Consider the following 19553-nt stretch of genomic DNA (forward strand, 5'->3'; position numbering starts at 1 on the left):
CGGGAACAAGCATGAAGAGGGACTATTGGGGCAACTTTCCTCATTGTTGGCCTCTCCCACAGACACACACGGGAGGTCTATCCACTGCTGTCCACAATTTACATGCAAGGATCGTTCCTGCCAGGGAAAGCCTCCGGCGGCACCGGGAGTGCCGTCGCAAACCTCTTGAATGCGATGATCGGACGAATTCCCATCACGGACATCTCCCCCGTCGTCGACTGCGGGCAGTGGCCCGCCAAAGCGGTCGCCGGCGAGACCTTCGAGGTCTCGGCGACCGTCTTCAGAGAGGGCCACGACGCCGTGGCCGCGGGCGTGGTGCTCACCGCGCCCGATGGGCAGCGCGGACGCTTGAGACCGATGCGCGAGCTCGCCCCCGGCACCGACCGCTGGGGGATCGAGGTATGTCTGCCGGCCGAAGGCGACTGGCTGTTCCGCGTGGAGGCGTGGAGCGACCCGATCCACACGTGGCTGCACGACGCCGAGATCAAGATTCCGCGTGGCATGGACGTGGATCTCATGTGCGAGGAGGGCGCCCGGCTGTACGAGCGGGCCGCCAAGGCCGTGCGCACGGCCGACTGCGCCAACGGCCAGCCCAAGACCAACGGACAGTCCAAGACCAACGGCCGGCCCAAGCCCGATCACGCCAAGAACGGCAACGGGCAGAAGAAGCAGAACGGCAACGGCGACAGTGCCTGTGGCCACCGCGCGGCGCTGCTGTCGGTGTCGGCCACGCTGCGTGACGAGACCCTGGACCCCAGGGCGCGGCTGTCGATCGCCCAGCTCCCCGAAACCGCCGCCCTGCTGGAGGCGCACCCCTTCCGCGAGCTGGTCACCAGGTCCAAGTCGCACAAGATCAGGGTCGACCGGCGCAGGGCTCTCTACGGCTCCTGGTACGAGTTCTTCCCCCGCTCGGAAGGCGCGATCGTCAACGAGCTGGGCATCTCCAAGTCCGGAAATTTCCAGACAGCCGGTAAACGCCTGCCCGCCATCGCGAAGATGGGCTTCGACGTCGTCTACCTGCCGCCCATCCACCCGATCGGCGCCACGTTCAGAAAAGGCCGCAACAACACGCTCAGCCCGGAGCCGGACGAGCCCGGCTCGCCGTGGGCGATCGGCTCGGAGGACGGCGGCCACGACGCCGTGCACCCCGACCTGGGCACGATCGAGGACTTCGACGAGTTCGTCGGCCGCACCCGCGAGCTGGGCATGGAGATCGCCCTCGACTTCGCGCTCCAGTGCGCGCCCGACCACCCCTGGGTGCAGGAGCACCCCGAGTGGTTCACGATCAGGGCCGACGGCTCGATCGCGTACGCCGAGAACCCGCCGAAGAAATATCAGGACATCTACCCGATCAACTTCGACAAGGACCCCGAGGGGATCTACGCCGAGGTCAGGCGGGTGCTCCGGTACTGGATGGCCCACGGGGTGCGGATCTTCCGGGTGGACAACCCGCACACCAAGCCGGTGGGCTTCTGGGAGCGGATGCTGGCCGACATCCGCGAGACCGATCCCGACGTGATCTTCCTGTCGGAGGCGTTCACCCGGCCGGCCATGATGCGCATGCTGGCCAAGGTGGGCTTCCACCAGTCGTATACGTACTTCACGTGGAAGAACTCCAAGTTCGACGTGGAGACCTATCTCACGGAGCTCTCCCACGAGACCTCCTGCTACCTGCGGCCCAACCTGTTCGTGAACACGCCGGACATCCTGCACGAGTACCTGCAGCACGGCGGCGTTCCGGCGTTCAAGATCCGGGCCGTGCTCGCCGCGCTGACCGCGCCGAGCTGGGGTGTCTATTCCGGGTACGAGCTCGCGGAGAACGTACCGGTACGTCCGGGCAGCGAGGAATACCTGGATAGCGAGAAATATCAGTACAAACCTCGTGACTGGATTACCGCCGAACGCGAAGGCCGGAGCCTGGCTCCCTTCATCACCCACCTGAATTTGTTCCGAAGAGCGCATCCGGCGCTGCAGGAATTGCGTAACCTACGATTCCACAGGGTCGACCAACCGGACATCGTGTGCTTCTCCAAACGACTTCCGGGCGCCTATGACACGGCCACACGAAGGCACGGGATGGGCGACGTCGTACTGGCGGTCATCAATCTGGATCCACACCACACCCACGAGGCGACGGTAGATCTCGACCTGCCCGCCATCGGCCTCGACTGGAACGCCGAGTTCGTCGTCGACGACGAATTGTCGGGCGAGTCGTACCGCTGGAGGCAACGCAACTATGTACGTCTCGACCCCCACATCCAGCCTGCCCATATCCTCACCGTCCGAGCCGCGCCACGGTAGAACTGAATTCAGCGGGGAGTCTTCAACGTGTGTGAAAGCGCCTCCTTCATGAGCCACCTCAGGGGCGGCTCATGAGCTACACACCCATTCCCAACACCTTTGACGAGGAAAAGCCGCGCGATCCTTACTGGTACAAGCGCGCGGTGTTCTACGAGGTCCTCATCAGGGGCTTCGCCGACTCCAACGGCGACGGCACCGGCGACATCAAGGGCCTCATCAGCAAGCTCGACTACCTGCAGTGGCTCGGGGTGGACTGCCTCTGGCTGCTGCCGCTGTACGAGTCGCCCCTGCGTGACGGCGGCTACGACATCGCGGACTTCATGAAGATCCTCCCCGAGTTCGGAGACCTCGGCGACTTCGTGAAGCTGGTGGACGAGGCGCACAAACGCGGCATGCGTGTCATCGCCGACCTCGTCATGAACCACACCAGCGACGCCCACCCCTGGTTCCAGGCGTCGCGGCACGATCCGGAGGGCCCGTTCGGCGACTTCTACGTGTGGTCGTCGACGGATGAGAAATATCAGGACGCCCGGATCATCTTCATCGACACCGAGACGTCCAACTGGACCTACGACCCGGTGCGCGGCCAGTACTACTGGCACCGTTTCTTCCACCACCAGCCCGACCTCAACTACGAGCACCCGGACGTTCAGCAGGCCATGCTGGAGGTGCTGCGGTTCTGGCTGGACCTGGGCATCGACGGATTCCGGCTGGACGCGGTCCCCTACCTCTTCGAGGAAGAGGGCACCAACTGCGAGAACCTGCCGAGGACGCACGAATACCTCAAGCGGATCAGGGCGGACGTGGACCGCCTCTATCCGGACCGGGTGCTGCTCGCCGAGGCCAACCAGTGGCCGTCCGACGTGGTCGAGTATTTCGGCGATCCCGTCGGCGGCGGCGACGAGTGCCACATGGCCTTCCATTTCCCGCTGATGCCCCGCATCTTCATGGCCGTACGCCGGGAATCGCGCTACCCCATTTCCGAGATCCTGGCCCAGACGCCGAAAATCCCGGAGCACTGCCAGTGGGGAATCTTCCTGCGCAACCACGACGAGCTGACGCTCGAAATGGTCACGGACGAAGAACGCGACTACATGTACACCGAGTACGCCAAGGACCCCCGCATGCGCGCCAACGTCGGCATCCGCCGCCGCCTGGCACCCCTGCTGGAGAACGACCGCAACCAGATCGAGCTGTTCACCGCCCTGCTCCTGTCGCTGCCCGGCTCCCCGGTGCTCTACTACGGCGACGAGATCGGCATGGGCGACAACATCTGGCTCGGCGACCGCGACGGCGTGCGCACCCCCATGCAGTGGGACCCCGACCGCAACGCCGGGTTCTCCGACTGCGACCCCGGCCGCCTCTACCTGCCGGTGATCATGGACCCGATCTACGGCTACCAGGGCATCAACGTCGAGGCCCAGCAGAAGAACGCGGGCTCGCTGCTGCACTGGACCCGCCGCATGATCGAGATCCGCAAGCGGCACCCCGTGTTCGGGCTGGGCGGTTACGCAGAGCTCAACTCCTCCAACCCCAGCGTGCTGGCGTTCGTACGCGAGCTGGGCGACGACCGGATGCTCTGCGTCAACAACCTCTCGCGCTTCCCTCAGCCGGTCGAGCTTGACCTGCGCAGATTCGTCGGGGTCTCCCCTGTGGAGACGATGGGCGGCGTACCATTTCCGGCAATTGGCGAACTTCCGTATCTTTTGACGCTTCCAGGGCATGGGTTCTACTGGTTCACACTCCCGCCGGCCATCACCCAGGAGGAGTAGGACGTGCTTGACGAGCTCCTTGTCGCATGGATCGGCCGCCAGCGTTGGTTCGGCGGCAAGGGGCGCCCGATCGACGAGCTGTCGATCGACGCGGACGTCGAACTGACGCCCGGACTGAGACATCTGATCATCGCCGTCTGGCAGGAGGGCTCGCGCGAGCGCTACCAGCTCCTGCTGGGCGAGCGCACCGACCTGCCGGACCGTCTCAAACACGCCCTCATCGGCACCATCGACGACGTCCACCTCTACGACGCCGTCCACGACCCCGACCGTACGGGCTGGCTGCTCGACGGCATGGCCCACGACGAGACCCGCAGCGGCCTGCGCATGCGCCACGTCCCCGGGGCCGAGATCGACGCCTCGCCGCGCAGCCTCGTGCTCGGCGCGGAGCAGTCCAACACCTCGCTCGTGTACGGGGACGCCTACATCTGCAAGCTGTTCCGCCGTCTCATCCCGGGGGTCAACCCCGAGCTGGAGGTCGTCACCGCCCTGGCCGCCAGGAACGCCCACCACATCGCGCAGCCGTACGGGTGGATCGAGACGGACCTCGACGGCACGGACACGACGCTCGCGATCATGCAGGAATACCTGTCGAACGCCAACGACGGCTGGGACCTCGCCCTGACCAGCGTCCGCGACCTGTACGCCCTGCCGCCCGACGTGTCCGCCACCGACGCGGGCGGCGACTTCACGGCCGAGTCGGAGCGGCTCGGCACCGCCACCGCGCAGGTGCACCGCGAGCTGGCCGCCGCCTTCCCCACGGGCCTCATCGAGCCCCACGAGGTCAAGCGCATGGCCGAGGGCTTCCGCCGCCGCCTGGGCCGGGCCGTGGCCGAAGTGCCCGAATTGCGGGAGTACGTGAGCACTGTTGAGGACGCTTACCACCAGGTGGAGCTGCTCACCCACGAGGTGCCTGTGCAACGGGTTCACGGCGACTACCACCTGGGCCAGGTGATGCGCACGCCGATGGACTGGGTGGTGCTGGACTTCGAGGGCGAGCCGGGACAGCCGCTGGCCGAGCGCAAGGCCCTGTCGTCGCCGCTGCGCGACGTGGCGGGGATGCTGCGCTCGTTCGACTACGCGGCCAGGCACCTGCTGGTGGGCAACTCCAGGGCCGACGAGCTGGAGCCGCGCGCGCAGGAGTGGGCCGACCGCAACCGCGCCGCCTTCCTCGACGGCTACGCGGAGGGCGGCGGCGTGATCACCCGGGCGGACGCGGCGCTGCTGCGGGCGTTCGAGCTGTCCAAGGCCGTGTACGAGGTCGTCTACGAGGCCCGCAACCGGCCCTCCTGGATCGGGATCCCGCTGTCCGCGTTCCGCCCGCGTACCGTGTAGGCGCCGGTCGAAGGCCCAGCGGCCTCGCCGGCCGGCCCGGCTCTCTCAGAGCTCTTCGACCAGGCCCGACAGTCCTTCGTGGCCGAGCCCGCGGGCCGCGCGCTGGTCGATGACGGTCTTCATGGGCAGCAGCAGGTCCGGCTTGACACCCTGCTCGCGGAAGGCGCGCACCAGGTTCTCCATGCCCGCCCGGTTGACCTCCAGGTTGGAGACCTCGGTGGCGTGGTCGCCTGACTCGATCTTCTCGGCCCACGCGGGCTGGAGGGCGGCCATCGCGTTCAGCCACGGGACCAGCAGCGACGAGGTGAACTCACCGAGCGGATACTTGGCCGACGTGACCAGCGCGGCGGCCTCCAGGAAGCCGGCGATCTGGCCGTACATGCCGGTCAGCATGGCCAGGTCGAGCAGCGGCGCCATCCCGGGGTCGGCGCCGGTGAAACGGGGCTCGGCCATGGCGGCGAACGCCTGCTCGTACCGGTCGAAGGAGCGCTCCGAGCCGCTGTAGAGGATGAGCGCGCCCGGCCTGCCGATCATCTGTGGCACGGCCATGATGCCGCCGTCCAGGTATTCGCCGCCGCGCTCCGCCACCCAGGTCGCCAGCTCGCGGGCCTCGGCGGGCCGGCCGGTGGTGAGGTTCGCGACGACCTTGCCCGCCAGTTCCACGTCCTCCAGCACCGCCCGCGAGGACGGGTAGTCGAGCAGGCAGACGATCACCAGCGGGTTCGCCGCGACGGCCTGGGCGGGGGTGTCCGCGCGGGTCGCGCCCTTGGCGACCAGGGGGCCGGCCTTGGCGGGCGAACGGTTCCACACGGTGACGCGGTGCCCGGCCGCCAGGAGGCTCTCGGCGAGGGCGGTGCCCATGAGTCCGAGGCCGAGCACAGCAATGTTTTCCGACATTTCAGCATTCCTTCTGGATGAGGTGATGCGTTCACCCTGCTGGGCGGCGGTTATGGTCTGATTCGGACGTGCTTATGGGGGGGCGGATGCGGTTCGGGGTGCTGGGGCCGCTGGCCGTGTGGGGGCCGGACGGGCGGCCGGTCCAGGTGGTCGAGGTCAAGGTCCGGGCGCTCCTCGCCGATCTGCTGATCCACGCCGGGCGGCCCGTCTCCGCCGACCGGCTGATCGAGGACCTCTGGGGTGGCCGGCCGCCCGCGAACGCCCTGGCCGCGCTGCGGGTCAAGGTGTCGCAGTTGCGCCGGGTGCTGGGCGGGCGGGAGCTGGTGGTGTACCAGGCGCCCGGGTACGTGCTGCGCGTGGCGCCCGAGTCCGTGGACGCGCACCTGTTCGAGGCGCTGCTCGGGCGGGCCCAGGGCAGCGACGATCCCGGGGCGCGGGCCGCGTTGCTGCGGGAGGCGCTGGGGTTGTGGCGCGGGGGCGCGTACGCGGAGTTCGCCGACGAGCCGTTCGCCAGGGCGGCGGTGGCCCGGCTGGACGAGCAGCGGCTGGTGGCGGCGGAGGAGCTGGCCGACGCGCGGCTGGGGCTGGGCGAGCACGGGCTGGTCGCCGCCGAGCTGGCCGAGCTGGTGGCCGGGCATCCGCTGCGGGAGCGGCTGCGGGCGCTGTACGTACGCGCTCTCTATCGGTCGGGGCGGCAGAGCGAGGCGCTGGCCGCGTACGGGGACCTGCGGCGTCGGCTGGCCGAGGAGCTCGGGCTGGATCCGGGGCCCGAGCTGACGGCGCTGCACCAGGCGATCCTGGAGCAGGACCCGGCCCTGGACGCGCCCGCCCGGCCGCGCACCAACCTGCCCGCGCCGCTGACCGGCCTGGTCGGGCGGGACGAGGCGGTGACCGAGGTGCGCGCGCTGCTGCGCGCCGACCGGCTCGTCACGCTCACCGGTCCCGGAGGCGTGGGCAAGACCCGGCTGGCGCTGGCCGCGGCGGCCGGGCTGGAGGGCTTCGACGGCGGGGTGTGGCTGGTGGAACTGGCCGCCCTGCGGGCCGGGACGCCGGTGGTGGAGGTGGCCGAGGTGATCGCGGGCGTGCTGGGCCTGCGCGACGACGTCCCCGCCGACATCATGGCGCGGCTGCCCGCCGCGCTCCAGGCCGGGCGCACGCTGCTGGTGCTGGACAACTGCGAGCACGTGGTGGACCAGGTCGCCGAACTGACCGCCCGGCTCCTGCGGGCCGCGCCGGGCCTGCGCGTGCTGGCCACCGGGCAGGAGTCGCTGCGGATCGAGGGCGAGCGCCTCTGGACCGTCCCCCCGCTGGGCCGGGCGGCGGCGATGGAGCTGTTCGCGAAGCGAGCCGATCTCCCACCGCGCACCGACGGGGACACCGCCGTCGCCGTCGCGGAGATCTGTGAGCGGCTGGACGGCATTCCGCTCGCGCTGGAGCTGGCCGCCACGAGGATGCGGGCGCTGACCCCGCGCCAGCTCGCCGACCGGCTGGACGACCGGTTCCGGCTGCTCGCCTCCGGGCTGCGCGGGGCTCCGGCCAGGCAGCAGACGTTGCGGGCGATGATCGACTGGAGCTGGGAGCTGCTCGGCGCGGACGAGCGGGTGGTGCTGCGGCGACTCGCCGTCCACGCCGACGGCTGCACGCTGGAGGCGGCCGAGGAGGTCTGCGCGGAGGCGGGCGTGGACGTGCTCGACACGCTGGCCCGCCTGGTGGACCGCTCCTTGGTGGTACGGGCGCCCGGCCCGCGCTATCGGTTGCTGGAGTCGGTCTCGGTCTACTGTCAGGAGCGGCTGGCGGAGGCGGGCGAGTTGGACGGCCTGCGGCTGCGGCACCTGCGCCACTACGCGGACCTGGCCGAACGGGTGGAGCCTTCCCTGCGCGGAGCCGGGCAGCGGCAGGCGCTCGCCCTGCTGGACGCCGAGGCCGCGAACCTCCGTGCGGCGCTGGAGACGGCGATCCATGCGAAGGCCCCGGCCGAGGCGCTGCGGCTGGTGAACGCGATGGCCTGGTACTGGGTGCTGCGCGGCAGGCTCGGCGAGGGTCAGCGGGCCTTCGAGGCGGCCCTGTCCCTCCAGGACACCGGGCAGAGGTCGGCTCGGGGGCAGGCTCTGGCGTGGTCGGCCGGGCTTCGGATGCTGGCCGGGGTGCCGCGGATTCCCGACCCGACGGTGTACGAGGCCATTGACGGGCCGCTGGAGCGGGCCAGGGCGCGGTGGTTCGTCGGGTTCGCCCTGTTCGGTTATGACGACCTGTCGGCCAGCCGGGCGCTGGTCGAGACGGCGCTGGCCACGTTCAGGGAACTGGGCGACCGGTGGGGCACGGCGGCCGCGCTGAACGTCCTGGCCAGGTACGCGGCCATGCGCGGCGACCTGGCGGCGCTGCGGCGGGACGGTGAGCAGGGGCTGGCGCTGTTCAGGGAGCTCGGCGACCGGTGGGGCGAGATGCGGGCCTCGGAGAACCTGAGCACGCTGGCCGAGATCGTCGGCGACTACGAGCGGGCCGCCGCCCTGCGGGTGGAGGGGCTGGCGATGGCGGAGGAGCTCGGGCTGTGGAGCGCGGTGTCCGACGCGCTGTCCCGGCTGGGCCGGATCGCCATGCTGACCGGCGACCACGCGCGGGCCGACGACTACCACGAGCGGGCCAGACGGCTGGCGGTCGCCCAGTCGAACCGTCCCGCCGAGGAGTTCGCCGAGCTGGGCCTGGCGCTGGGGGCGCGGCGGCAGGGGCGGCTGGAGGAGGCCGAGCGGCGGCTGCGGGAGTGGCTCGACTGGGTCAGGGACGTGGCGGGTGATCCCGGCGCCGCGCTGATCCTGGCCGAGCTGGGGTTCGTCGCCGAGCAGCGCGGCGACGCGTCCGGGGCCCTGGAGCTGCAGTCGGAGGCTTTGGCATCGGCCCGCAGGGTCGGTGATCCGCGGGCCATCGCGCTGGCGCTGGAGGGGCTGGCGGGTGCGCGGGCCCTGGAGGGGCGGCATGAGGAGGCCGGGCTGCTGCTGGGCCAGGCCGCCGCCCTGAGGGAATCCGTGGGTGCGCCGCTGCCGCCCGGCGAACGGGGCGACGTCGACCGGATCACGGCCAGAGTGAGCGGACGGGACGGGTTCGCGGCGGCCATGTCGCGCGGCGCCGCCCTCTCCCTGGACGACGCCCTCCGGCAGGCCAACATCGGGCCAAAGATCGGTTAAGCCACCCGGCAACATCTTGTGATGAACCCGGGATTTTGCACTTTCTGTGATTGTCTCGGTGAAAGCGGGCAGTGCCTGAGATGGACGGTCACCATAGGGCAGTGTTGGGAGCATGCCGATGAGGACAGAGCTCGACCGCCTCGCGGGTGGGGCGCACCACGATCCGCATTCCGTGCTCGGAGCACACCCCGTGTCCGGCGGGGTGGTCTTCAGGACGCTCCGCCCGATGGCCGAACGGGTGCGGGTGGTGCTCGACGACGGCACCGCCCACGACATGAAGCACCAGGCCCACGGGGTGTTCGAGGTCATGGTCCCGGGGCTGGACAAGGTGCCCGACTACACGCTGCGGGTCACGTACACCGGCGCGGAGCCGTACGAGCTGCGCGACCCCTATCGGCACTGGCCCACGCTCGGCGAAGTGGACCTGCACCTCATCGGCGAGGGGCGCCACGAACGGCTCTGGGAGGCGCTCGGCGCCCGCGTCATGGAGCACCAGGACGTCGACGGCACCGCGTTCTCCGTCTGGGCGCCCAACGCGCGCGGCATCAGGGTCGTCGGCGACTTCAACCACTGGGACGGCACCGCCTACCCGATGCGCTCGCTGGGCCGTTCCGGGGTGTGGGAGCTGTTCGTGCCGGGGCTGGGGCCGGGCGAGCGGTACAAGTACCAGATCCTGGGCGCCGACGGGGTGTGGCGCGACAAGGCCGACCCGATGGCCAGGCGGACCGAGGTGCCGCCGCTGACGGCCTCCGTGGTGGACCGGTCCGACTACACGTGGGCCGACGACGCGTGGATGGCCGAGCGGCCCACGCGGCAGCCGCAGAGCGGGCCGATGAGCACCTACGAGGTGCACCTGGGGTCGTGGCGGCCGGGCCTGTCCTATCTGGAGCTGGCCGACCAGCTCTCCGAGTACGTCGCCGACATGGGGTTCACGCACGTCGAGCTGCTGCCGGTGGCCGAGCACCCGTTCGGCGGCTCGTGGGGCTACCAGGTGACCTCCTACTACGCGCCGACGGCCAGGTTCGGCACGCCCGACGAGTTCCGGCACTTCGTGGACCGCCTGCACCAGCGCGGCATCGGCGTGGTGCTCGACTGGGTGCCGGCCCACTTCCCGATGGACGACTGGGCGCTGGCGCGCTTCGACGGCACGCCGCTCTACGAACACGCCGACCCGGCCAGGGGCGAGCACCCCGACTGGGGCACCTACGTCTTCGACTTCGGCCGCCGGGAGGTGCGCAACTTCCTGGTCGCCAACGCGCTCTACTGGCTGCGCGAGTTCCACGTCGACGGGCTGCGGGTGGACGCGGTGGCCTCGATGCTCTACCTGGACTACTCGCGGCGCGAGGGCGAGTGGACGCCCAACGTCTACGGCGGCAGGGAGAACCTCGACGCGGTCGAGTTCATCAAGGAGATGAACTCCGTCTGCTACCGGGAGGCGCCCGGCATCTCGACCGTGGCCGAGGAGTCGACCGCCTGGCCGGGCGTGTCGCGGCCCGTGCACCTGGGCGGGCTCGGGTTCGGGTTCAAGTGGAACATGGGCTGGATGCACGACACGCTCGAATACCTGCGCCACGAGCCGGTCTTTCGGCAGTACCACCACCACAAGATGACGTTCTCGCTGCTGTACGCGTACTCGGAGCACTACGTGCTGCCCCTGTCGCACGACGAGGTCGTGCACGGCAAGGGCTCGCTGCTGGGCAAGATGCCGGGCGACGAATGGCAGCGGTTCGCGCAGCTCAGGGCGTTGCTGGCGTTCATGTGGGCGCATCCGGGCAAGCAGTTGCTGTTCATGGGCGGCGAGTTCGGCCAAGGCTCGGAGTGGTCGGAGGAGCGCGGGCTCGACTGGTGGGTGCTGGAGTTCGACGGTCACCAGGGCGTGCAGCGGCTCGTACGCGACCTCAACCGCGTCTACCGCGAGACCCCCGCGCTGTGGGAGCAGGACGCCAAACCCGAGGGGTTCCGGTGGATCGACGCCGACGACGCCTCCGGCAACACCTTCTCCTTCGTCCGCTACGCCGATGACGGGTCGGCGGTGGCGTGCGTGGTCAACTTCAGCGGCGGGCCGCACGAGAACTACCGGCTCGGGCTCCCCTACGCGGGCGACTGGACGGAGATCGTCAACACCGACGCCTACGACTACTGGGGCAGCGGCGTGGGCAACCTGGGCACGGTCGAGGCCGGCGACGAGCCGTGGCACGGGCTCCCCCATTCAGGGACGCTGCGCGTGCCGCCCCTCGGCGCCGTCTGGCTCACCCATGAGGGGAACACGCTGAACGATTGAGGTGCGCCCGCTGAAAGTTCGGTGAGAAACGGCCAGGGGGCCTGTGCGCATAGGGCAAATCGCCCTAAACTCCGAGATCATCACCCTCGGAGGACGCGTGCGACTTCGCCCCCTGATCGTGAGCTCGATCGCGCTGCTACTGCTGCCGTTATCGGCTCCGGCCCACGCCGACGATCCCACGCCCACCCCCTCGCCCAGCGTGTCCCAGACCGCGCCGGCGACCGGGGACCCCCAGGCCAAGGTCGAGGAGGGCTTAGGCGTCGACGGCGGCACCGAGCGGGCCATCGTCGAGCTGACCGATCCCGCGCAGAACGCCCCCGTGGCGGGGCGGGCGGCCGCCGAGAGCGTGGACGTGGTGCTGCAGCCGCAGAGCCAGTCGTTCATGGTCGTGGAGGGCACCGCGGAGGAGCTGGCCAAGCTGGCCGAGGACCCGCGGGTCTCCTCGATCCACCGCGACAGGACGTACGCGCCCGCCGACGTCAGCCCCAACCTCGCCCTGATCGGCGCCGACAAGGCGCACGCGGCCAACCACACCGGCGCCGGGCAGGCCGTGGCCGTGCTCGACACCGGCATCGACCCCGACCACCCGTGGTTCGGCAACCGGATCATCGCCCAGGCGTGCTTCTCCGCCGTGGAGCCCGGCGTCGAGTCGCTCTGCGCGAACGGCCGGCCGCAGCAGATCGGCGACAACGCCGCCGACGCCACCACCGCCAAGTGCGTCGAGGGCGGCGTGAACCTGTGCGACCACGGCACCCACGTCGCGGGCATCGCGGCCGGCAGCGGAGGCGTGGCGCCGGGCGCGAACATCGTGGCGGTGCAGGTGTTCAGCCGGGTCAACGACGAGGACACCTGTGGCGAGCCGACGTGCCTGCTGGCGTACGAGTCGTCGCTGCGGCAGGCCATGGACTACGTGACCGCGCTGGAGCAGCCGGTCGCCGCGGTGAACCTGAGCCTGGGCGGCCTGCTGTTCGAGGACGACTGCGACACCACCTCGGACGCGGCGATCTTCAAGCCGAAGATCGACGCCCTGCTGGCCAAGGGCACCGCGACCGTGGTCGCTGCGGGGAACGAGTTCTACGAAGGGGTGTCGTACCCGGCCTGCATCTCCACGGCGGTGGCCGTCGGGGCGAACGACAACTCCGACGGGCTGGCCGACTTCTCCAACCGCGGGGCGCTGGTGGACCTGTTCGCGCCGGGCGTGGACATCGTGTCGTCGGTGCCGGACAACGCCACGACCACCTACAGTGGCACCTCGATGGCGACGCCGCACGTGGCGGGCGCGCTGGCGCTGATGAAGGCGGCCTCGCCGACCACCCCGATGGCGGACCTGGTCAACACGCTCAAGACCACCGGCCGCCCGTACGTGTACGACGCCAACGGCGCCCAGGTCACCACGCCGCGCCTGGACCTGGCGGCGGCCCTGGCCGGAGCGGCGCCGCAGCCGCCCATCACGCAGGTCCCGAACCCGGACCCGACGGACGACACCGAACCCGTGCCCGACCCCGGCGACGGCAGCGGCCCCACCCCGGAGCCCGACCCCGACCCCCGGCCCACGTCGTCCACCAGCCCGGTCCCGCTGCCCACGCTCACGGTGACGGTCACGGTGACCGTGACGCCGACACCGTCGCCGACCCCGAACACGGCCACGGTCTGCACGCGCGGCACGGAGGCCAAGAAGCTGTCGGCCAAGAAGTGGGCCGTGGAGATCCACCGCAGCACCGGCACGATCCCGGACGCCACGCTCACCTGCTACCTGAAGCTGATCAGCAAGTCGAGCAAGGTGTTCCCCGAGCTGACGAAGGCGTCGTCGCTGGGTACGGCGTACCGGGTGCTGAAGGGCGGCAAGGCCGGCAAGAAGAAGCTCGACAGCGCGCTGCTGACGGGCTGGCTCAACTGGGCGCGCGGCACGAACGGCACCACGACGCTCACCGCCGCCGAGAAGGTGCGGATGAGCAGCAAGCCCTCCACGGCGGCGCTGAAGAAGGCGACGAAGAACGTCCTGAAGACCGTTAAATAGCTAAATATCCGAAAAGGCCGGTCGCTCACGACCGGCCTTTTCTCTTCTGCCGCTTAAATGTAAAAAAGCCTCCAACGTTTCCCTGGGTCACATACGTCACTGACATCACAGTTGTCGCACGTGGGGATGTATGCGGCTGTACGCAAGCCGGGAGCCCAATGGATGCTTCACGGCTCCAGCCTCCGGGAGGAAATGTGAGGCTACGGTCTCTCCTGGCCTGCGCCACAACGCTGGCCGTGACGTCCGCCGTGCTCAGTGCGGCTCCGGCGCTCCAAGCCGACACCACCGACACCGGCGACCCGATCATCAGCCCCGCACTCGTCACGGAGATCGCGGCGAAGACCAGAGTGCGTTCGATCATCCAGCTCAAGCCAGGCCAGAACGTCCAGGATGTGGCCAGCGACCTCGAACAGGCCTCCGACGGGGCCCGGGTGCTGGAGGCCGCGCAGTCGCCGCACTTCTTCGTCGCCGAGGTCGACGGCCTGACGCTGGACAAGCTCAAGAAGGACGCCCGCGTCCAGTCCGTCTACAAGGACGAGCTGCGCATGCCCTTTCTCGACGCCAGCACCGCGCTGATCCGCTCCGTCCAGGCCAACCAGGCCGGCTGGACCGGTGCGGGCACCACGGTCGCCGTCCTCGACACGGGGATCGACCGCGACCATCCGTTCTTCAGCGGCCGGATCGCGGACGAGGCGTGCTTCTCCTCCTCCGACGCCAGCGACGGCAGCGTCTCGCTCTGCCCGAACAACCAGCCCAGCCAGACGGGCGCGGGCGCGGCCGACGCCGAGACCGCGCAGTGCGTCGTCAACACCGCGAACGCCTGCTCGCACGGCTCCCACGTGGCCGGCATCGCGGCGGGCAGGATGGCCACGGGCGCGCCGGCGAACGGCGTCGCCCCCGCCGCCCGGATCCTGCCGATCCAGGTCTTCAGCCGCATCGACAACCCGCTCACGTGCGCGATCGGCGGGAGCAGGGCGCCCTGCTTCCTCAGCTACACCTCCGACCAGAAGCTGGCGCTGGAGTACGTGTCGCGGGTCGTCAGGACGTTCAACGTCGCGGCGGTGAACATGAGCCTGGGCGGCGGCGGCCCGTTCGTCGAGGCGTGCGACGCCGACCCCAGCGCCGCGGCGGTCAAGCCGGAGTTCGACACGCTGGCGAGCCTGGGCGTGGCTCCCGTGGTCGCGGCCGGCAACAACGGCTTCGAGAACGGCGTCTCCTCCCCCGCCTGCATCTCCACGGCCGTCACGGTGGGGGCCACGGACGACAGTGACGCGCTGGCCTCGTTCACCAACCGGGGGCCACTGCTGGACCTGTTCGCGCCGGGGGTGGGCATCAACGCCTCGGTGCCCGACGACGGCTATGGCGAGAAGAGCGGCACCTCGATGTCCGCGCCGCACGTGGCGGGGGCGTTCGCGCTGATGCGGCAGGCGTATCCGGACTTCACGGTCGCGCAGAGCCTGCAGCGGCTGCGGGACACCGGCAGGCCCATCCAGGTGGACGCCGGCGGCACGCCGACGATCACGGCGCGGATCGACATGGAACGTGCCACCACCGCCACCCGCGCCGCGCCGGCGCCACGGACTTGACCAGCACTCTGATCGCTTGAAAGGCCGGGCCGGTGGCCCGGCCTTTCGTATGACGAAACGATAACGGCGCCTACCACAACAAGAAGTTATAACGGTCCACTCTGCCCCCTCTGACATCAGTTGTCCGATAACTACACTTCTGCTGACACCAACCCCTGGAATCACCGGAGGAACAGGTTGAGACTGTCGTCTCTGCTGGCCGGCGCCATCGCGTTAGCCGCCACGTCGGCCGCGCTGATCGCCACACCCGCCCTCGCCGCCGAGCCCGAGTCCAAGATCGACCCCGCGATCACGGCGACCGGCGAGCACCGTGCCATCGTCCGCGTGCGTGAAGCCGCTCAGGTGAAGTCCGTGCAGACGAGCGCGGAAGAGATCAAGCAGGGCAGGAACGTCGTCGCGCAGCCGTCCGCCGAGATGGCTGACAAGCTGAACTTCTTCGTCTACCGCGGCACGCGGGCGGAGCTCGAGAAGATCGCCGCCGAGTCGGACGTCGTCTCGATCCGCAGGGACAAGGTCAACGAGCCGACCCTGGTCCAGAGCGTCCCCCTGATCGGCGCCGACAAGGTGCAGGAGCTGGGCTACTCCGGCGCGGGCACCGCGGTCGCGATCCTGGACACCGGCATCGACGGCGACCACCCCGCCTTCGGCACTCGGATCACGGGCGAGGCGTGCTTCTCGTCCGCCGACCCGCTGGACGGTTCCACGCCGCTGTGCGCGAACGGCACTCAGGCCCAGATCGGCGCCGGCTCCGCCAGCTCCGACACGGCCGGTTGCACCGAGGACGCGCCGCAGCCGCAGTACGGCCTGTGCTACCACGGCACCCACGTGGCGGGCATCGCGGCCGGCCAGGCAACCGCCGACTTCGCGGCCAACGGTGTCGCGCCCCAGGCCAAGATCGTTCCGGTGCAGGTGTTCAGCCGCTTCGAGAACACGCTCTACTGCGGTGGCCGTCCGGTCTGCGTCCTGGCCTACGACTCCTCGATCCTGGCCGGCATGGCCTACGTGGAGTCCCTGGCCGACACGCTCAACATCGCCTCGGTGAACCTGAGCCTGGGCGGCGGCCAGTACAGCACCAACTGTGACACGACCGACGGCGCCGACTTCAAGGCCGAGGTCGACAAGCTGATCGCCAAGGGCACCGCGACCGTGGTGGCCTCGGGCAACAACGGCTTCACCGCCGGGGTGTCCTGGCCGGCCTGTGTCTCGACCACGGTGGCCGTGGGCGCCACGGACAAGCAGGACGCGGTGGCGTCCTTCTCGAACCGCGGCACGCTGCTCGACGTGTTCGCTCCGGGCGTGTCGATCACCGCGGCCATCGCGGGCAACGGCTACGCGACCCTGAACGGCACGTCGATGGCCACCCCGCACGTCGCGGGCGCCATCGCCCTGATGCACCAGCGCAACGCCACCGCCACGGTGGACACGCTGGTGAACGCGCTGAAGAGCACGGGCAAGGTGATCACCTACCCGAGCGGCGGCGCCAACGTCACGAACCGGCGCATTGACGTCCGTTCGGCGATCCGCAACCTCTAGCAAGTCCTGCTAGCATCGGGCCCGTCCAGCGACGCTGGGCGGGCCCGCTCCATTTGTCGGTCTTGTCCTCGTACCATGATGACGTGCACGGCCTTCTGCGCTCCGTGTGGGACGAGCCCCGGCCCCCTGACGCCCCTCGCCGGGTCTGGCGTGACTGGGCGCTCGTGGGCGTGCTCACGCCGGCCATCCTGCTGGAGGGGTTCCTGCGGCAGGATCTCCAGTGGTGGCCGTTGTCGATGATCTATTCGCTGGTCATGCTGCCGACGCTGTTGTGGCGGCGTACCAGGCCGCTGCTCGTCCTCACCATCCCCGTCGTGGTCACCGGCCTGATCCAGCTTTCGACGGGCGCCGACCCGGCGGAGATGGGCTCGCTGGCGTACATGCTGCTGATCCTCTATTCGCTGTCGCGCTGGGGATCCGGCCGGGAGGCGGCCGCCGGGGTGGCGCTGATCGCCGGGGCGGTGCTCGTCGCGGCGTTCTCCAGCCTCCTCGTGCTCTCCGACGTCGTCGGCGCGTACACCGTCGTGTTCGCGGCGATCGCCCTGGGCGGCACCTTCCGTTACCGGGCCAGGGCCAGGATGCGCGAGCTCGACCAGGTCAAGCTGCTCGAACGCGAACAGCTCGCCCGCGACCTGCACGACACCGTCGCCCACCACGTCTCGGCGATGGCGATCCGCGCCCAGGCCGGCATCGCGACCGCGGTGACGCGCCCCGACGCCGCCGTCGAGGCACTGCGCGTGATCGAGGCCGAGGCGTCGCGCACACTCACCGAGATGCGCGCCATGGTCCGCCTCCTGCGCCGGGACGAACCCCCCGAGCTGGCACCCAGCCCGCACGTCGCCGACCTCGAACAGCTCGCGGTCCAGGGCCGCGAGGGGCCGTCCGTGGACGTCGAGCTCGCCGGCGACCTCGCCGCCCTGCCGCCCACGGTCGGGGCCGCGCTCTACCGCATCGCGCAGGAGTCGGTCACCAACGCCAGGCGGCACGCCCGGCACGCCACCCGCATCGAGGTCCGCGTGGCCGCGGACGACACCACCGTGCGCCTGCGGGTGAGCGACGACGGCGACAGCACCGCCTCCCGCCCCGCCGCGATTCCCGGGTACGGGCTCATCGGCATGATCGAACGCGCCGGCCTGCTCGGCGGCACGTGCGAGGCCGGCCCGAACCCCGGCCGAGGCTGGACCGTAACCGCCGTACTGCCCCGCACGGGAGTCACCACATGACCGACACCGGCCTTTCGACGACCGACACCGGCATCCGGGTGATCGTCGCGGACGACCAGGAGATCGCGAGGACCGGCCTGCGGATGATCCTCGACGCCCAGCCGGGCATCGAGGTCGTCGGCGAGGCCGCCGACGGGCAGCGGGCCGTGGAGCTCGCCCGCCGCCTGCGGCCCGACGTGTGCCTGTTCGACATCCGCATGCCGCGCTGCGACGGCATCGAGGCCACCCGCCGGCTCGCCGGCCCCGACGTCGACCAGCCCATCGCCGTCGTCGTGATCACCACGTTCGACCTCGACGAGTACGTCTACGCCGCGTTGCGGGCCGGTGCCAGGGGCTTCCTGCTCAAGGACGCGGGCCCGGACCTGCTCGCCCAGGCCGTCCGCGCCGCCGCCAACGGTGACGCGCTGATCGCGCCGAGCATCACCGCCCGGCTGCTGTCCGCCTTCGCCGGCGCGGGCCCGTCGGGGCCGCCGGCCCAGCCGATCGAGTCCCTCACCTACCGGGAGGAGCAGATCCTCGCCACCGTGGCGCGCGGCCGGACCAACAGCGAGATCGCCGCCGAGCTGCACATCTCACTCAGCACGGTCAAGAGCCACATCGCCAGCCTGATGACCAAGCTGGGCGTCAGGAACCGGGTCGAGATCGCCATGTGGGCCTACGAGACCAACCGGCTGAAAGCCTGACCCCCGCCGGCGGATGATCCATTCGGCCACCACCACGTTGACCGTCCACCCGGCCCCCAGGAGCAGCGCCCTCCCCAAGTGGTTCGGCGCGCCGGCGGCCACGTACCAGACGAGCTGGACGACGAACTGCGACCCGGCGCCCAGCCCGATCGCGTACGCCCGCGTCATCCAGGCCCGATGCCGCCGCACGTCCCCGCGCCTGATCGCCACGAACCCCAGCACGATCGAGACCACCATCGCCGTCCCGAACCCGAGCCGGAACACGGTCAGCAGGCCGTCGTCCCCGGCGGGCAGGGCGGAGAACAGCGTCATCCAGATCCCCGACAGCGCCGTCACCAGCCCGGCGGCGACCAGCACGCGCCCGGCGGCCCGATGCCAGCGCGGCCGGCGCCGCCGGAACCGGGGCGCGAACTGGAAGGCTCCCAGAACGGTGTAGAGGGTGACGGCGGCGATGTGCGCCACCACGGGAAGGGGCGCCGCGAAGAACCGCGCGTTCGCGGCCGTGACCTCCGCGCCCCCGGCCAGCTCGTTCAGCCGGATGCCCCCGGCCAGCAGCGGGACGGCGCTCAGCGCGATCAACCCGGCCGGTACGAGCCGGCCTGCCCACGTCTTCATACCGCCGATCGTGCCGACGCCTTGCTGAAGACTCATCCGCACAACGGCCGGACCTCCACCAGCCGATAAGCCAGGCAAGAGGTCGTACTTTCGGCTGTTATGCCGCCGCCCGGAGCCCGCTCAAACTGAAG

12 protein-coding genes are annotated in these 19553 nt (G+C 70.2%); 10 read left to right on the forward strand and 2 right to left on the reverse strand.

All coding sequences use genetic code 11. The annotated features are described in order from the left end of the window. The first annotated feature begins 174 nt into the window (after positions 1-174). The 3 genes from C4V41_RS29255 to C4V41_RS29265 all read left to right on the forward strand — a co-directional run bounded on the left by C4V41_RS29255 (position 175) and on the right by C4V41_RS29265 (position 5408). On the forward strand, positions 175-2301 hold the full coding sequence (locus tag C4V41_RS29255; protein ID WP_103959157.1) for an alpha-1,4-glucan--maltose-1-phosphate maltosyltransferase: 2127 nt from the start codon (positions 175-177) through the stop codon (positions 2299-2301). A 71-nt stretch (positions 2302-2372) separates the two neighbouring features. Further along, on the forward strand, positions 2373-4073 hold the full coding sequence (treS, locus tag C4V41_RS29260) for a maltose alpha-D-glucosyltransferase (RefSeq protein ID WP_103959158.1): 1701 nt from the start codon (positions 2373-2375) through the stop codon (positions 4071-4073). A gap of 3 nt (positions 4074-4076) precedes the next feature. Continuing rightward, positions 4077-5408 carry a maltokinase N-terminal cap-like domain-containing protein gene (locus tag C4V41_RS29265; protein WP_103959159.1) on the forward strand — a complete coding sequence of 444 codons (1332 nt, stop codon included), beginning with the start codon at positions 4077-4079 and terminating at the stop codon, positions 5406-5408. 45 nt (positions 5409-5453) lie between these two features. Here the strand turns inward: C4V41_RS29265 and C4V41_RS29270 are convergent, their stop codons facing one another. Then, entirely contained in the window at positions 5454-6305 is an 852-nt protein-coding gene (locus C4V41_RS29270) for an NAD(P)-dependent oxidoreductase (protein ID WP_103959160.1), read from the reverse strand. An 86-nt stretch (positions 6306-6391) separates the two neighbouring features. On the opposite strand from C4V41_RS29270, the gene C4V41_RS29275 reads away from it, so the two are divergent. The 7 genes from C4V41_RS29275 to C4V41_RS29305 all read left to right on the forward strand — a co-directional run bounded on the left by C4V41_RS29275 (position 6392) and on the right by C4V41_RS29305 (position 18807). Then, a complete protein-coding gene (locus C4V41_RS29275) occupies positions 6392-9484 on the forward strand; it encodes a BTAD domain-containing putative transcriptional regulator (RefSeq protein ID WP_103959161.1) in 3093 nt (1030 codons plus the stop codon). Between the two features lie 118 nt (positions 9485-9602). After that, on the forward strand, positions 9603-11765 hold the full coding sequence (gene glgB / locus C4V41_RS29280) for a 1,4-alpha-glucan branching protein GlgB (protein ID WP_103959162.1): 2163 nt from the start codon (positions 9603-9605) through the stop codon (positions 11763-11765). 97 nt (positions 11766-11862) lie between these two features. Continuing rightward, positions 11863-13782, forward strand: a complete 1920-nt coding sequence (locus C4V41_RS29285) for a S8 family peptidase (RefSeq protein WP_146103818.1) — start codon at positions 11863-11865, stop codon at positions 13780-13782. 194 nt (positions 13783-13976) lie between these two features. Beyond that, on the forward strand, positions 13977-15368 hold the full coding sequence (locus C4V41_RS29290) for a S8 family peptidase (RefSeq protein ID WP_160150421.1): 1392 nt from the start codon (positions 13977-13979) through the stop codon (positions 15366-15368). A 177-nt stretch (positions 15369-15545) separates the two neighbouring features. Further along, on the forward strand, positions 15546-16901 hold the full coding sequence (locus C4V41_RS29295; protein ID WP_103959165.1) for a S8 family peptidase: 1356 nt from the start codon (positions 15546-15548) through the stop codon (positions 16899-16901). Positions 16902-16984: 83 nt separating this feature from the next. After that, positions 16985-18124 (forward strand): sensor histidine kinase, encoded by a 1140-nt coding sequence (locus C4V41_RS29300; RefSeq protein WP_103959166.1) that lies wholly within the window; start codon positions 16985-16987, stop codon positions 18122-18124. Beyond that, a complete protein-coding gene (locus C4V41_RS29305) occupies positions 18121-18807 on the forward strand; it encodes a response regulator (protein ID WP_103959167.1) in 687 nt (228 codons plus the stop codon). Before C4V41_RS29300 ends, C4V41_RS29305 begins: the two co-directional genes overlap by 4 nt. On the opposite strand, the gene C4V41_RS29310 is transcribed toward C4V41_RS29305, so the two are convergent. Then, on the reverse strand, positions 18697-19422 hold the full coding sequence (locus C4V41_RS29310) for a DUF2306 domain-containing protein (RefSeq protein WP_103959168.1): 726 nt from the start codon (positions 19420-19422) through the stop codon (positions 18697-18699). The two genes, C4V41_RS29305 and C4V41_RS29310, sit on opposite strands and share 111 nt — an antisense overlap. Between the last annotated feature and the right edge of the window lie 131 nt (positions 19423-19553).

Origin of the sequence: Nonomuraea solani (assembly GCF_900108335.1) — a bacterium.
Taxonomy (GTDB): Bacteria; Actinomycetota; Actinomycetes; order Streptosporangiales; family Streptosporangiaceae; genus Nonomuraea; species Nonomuraea solani.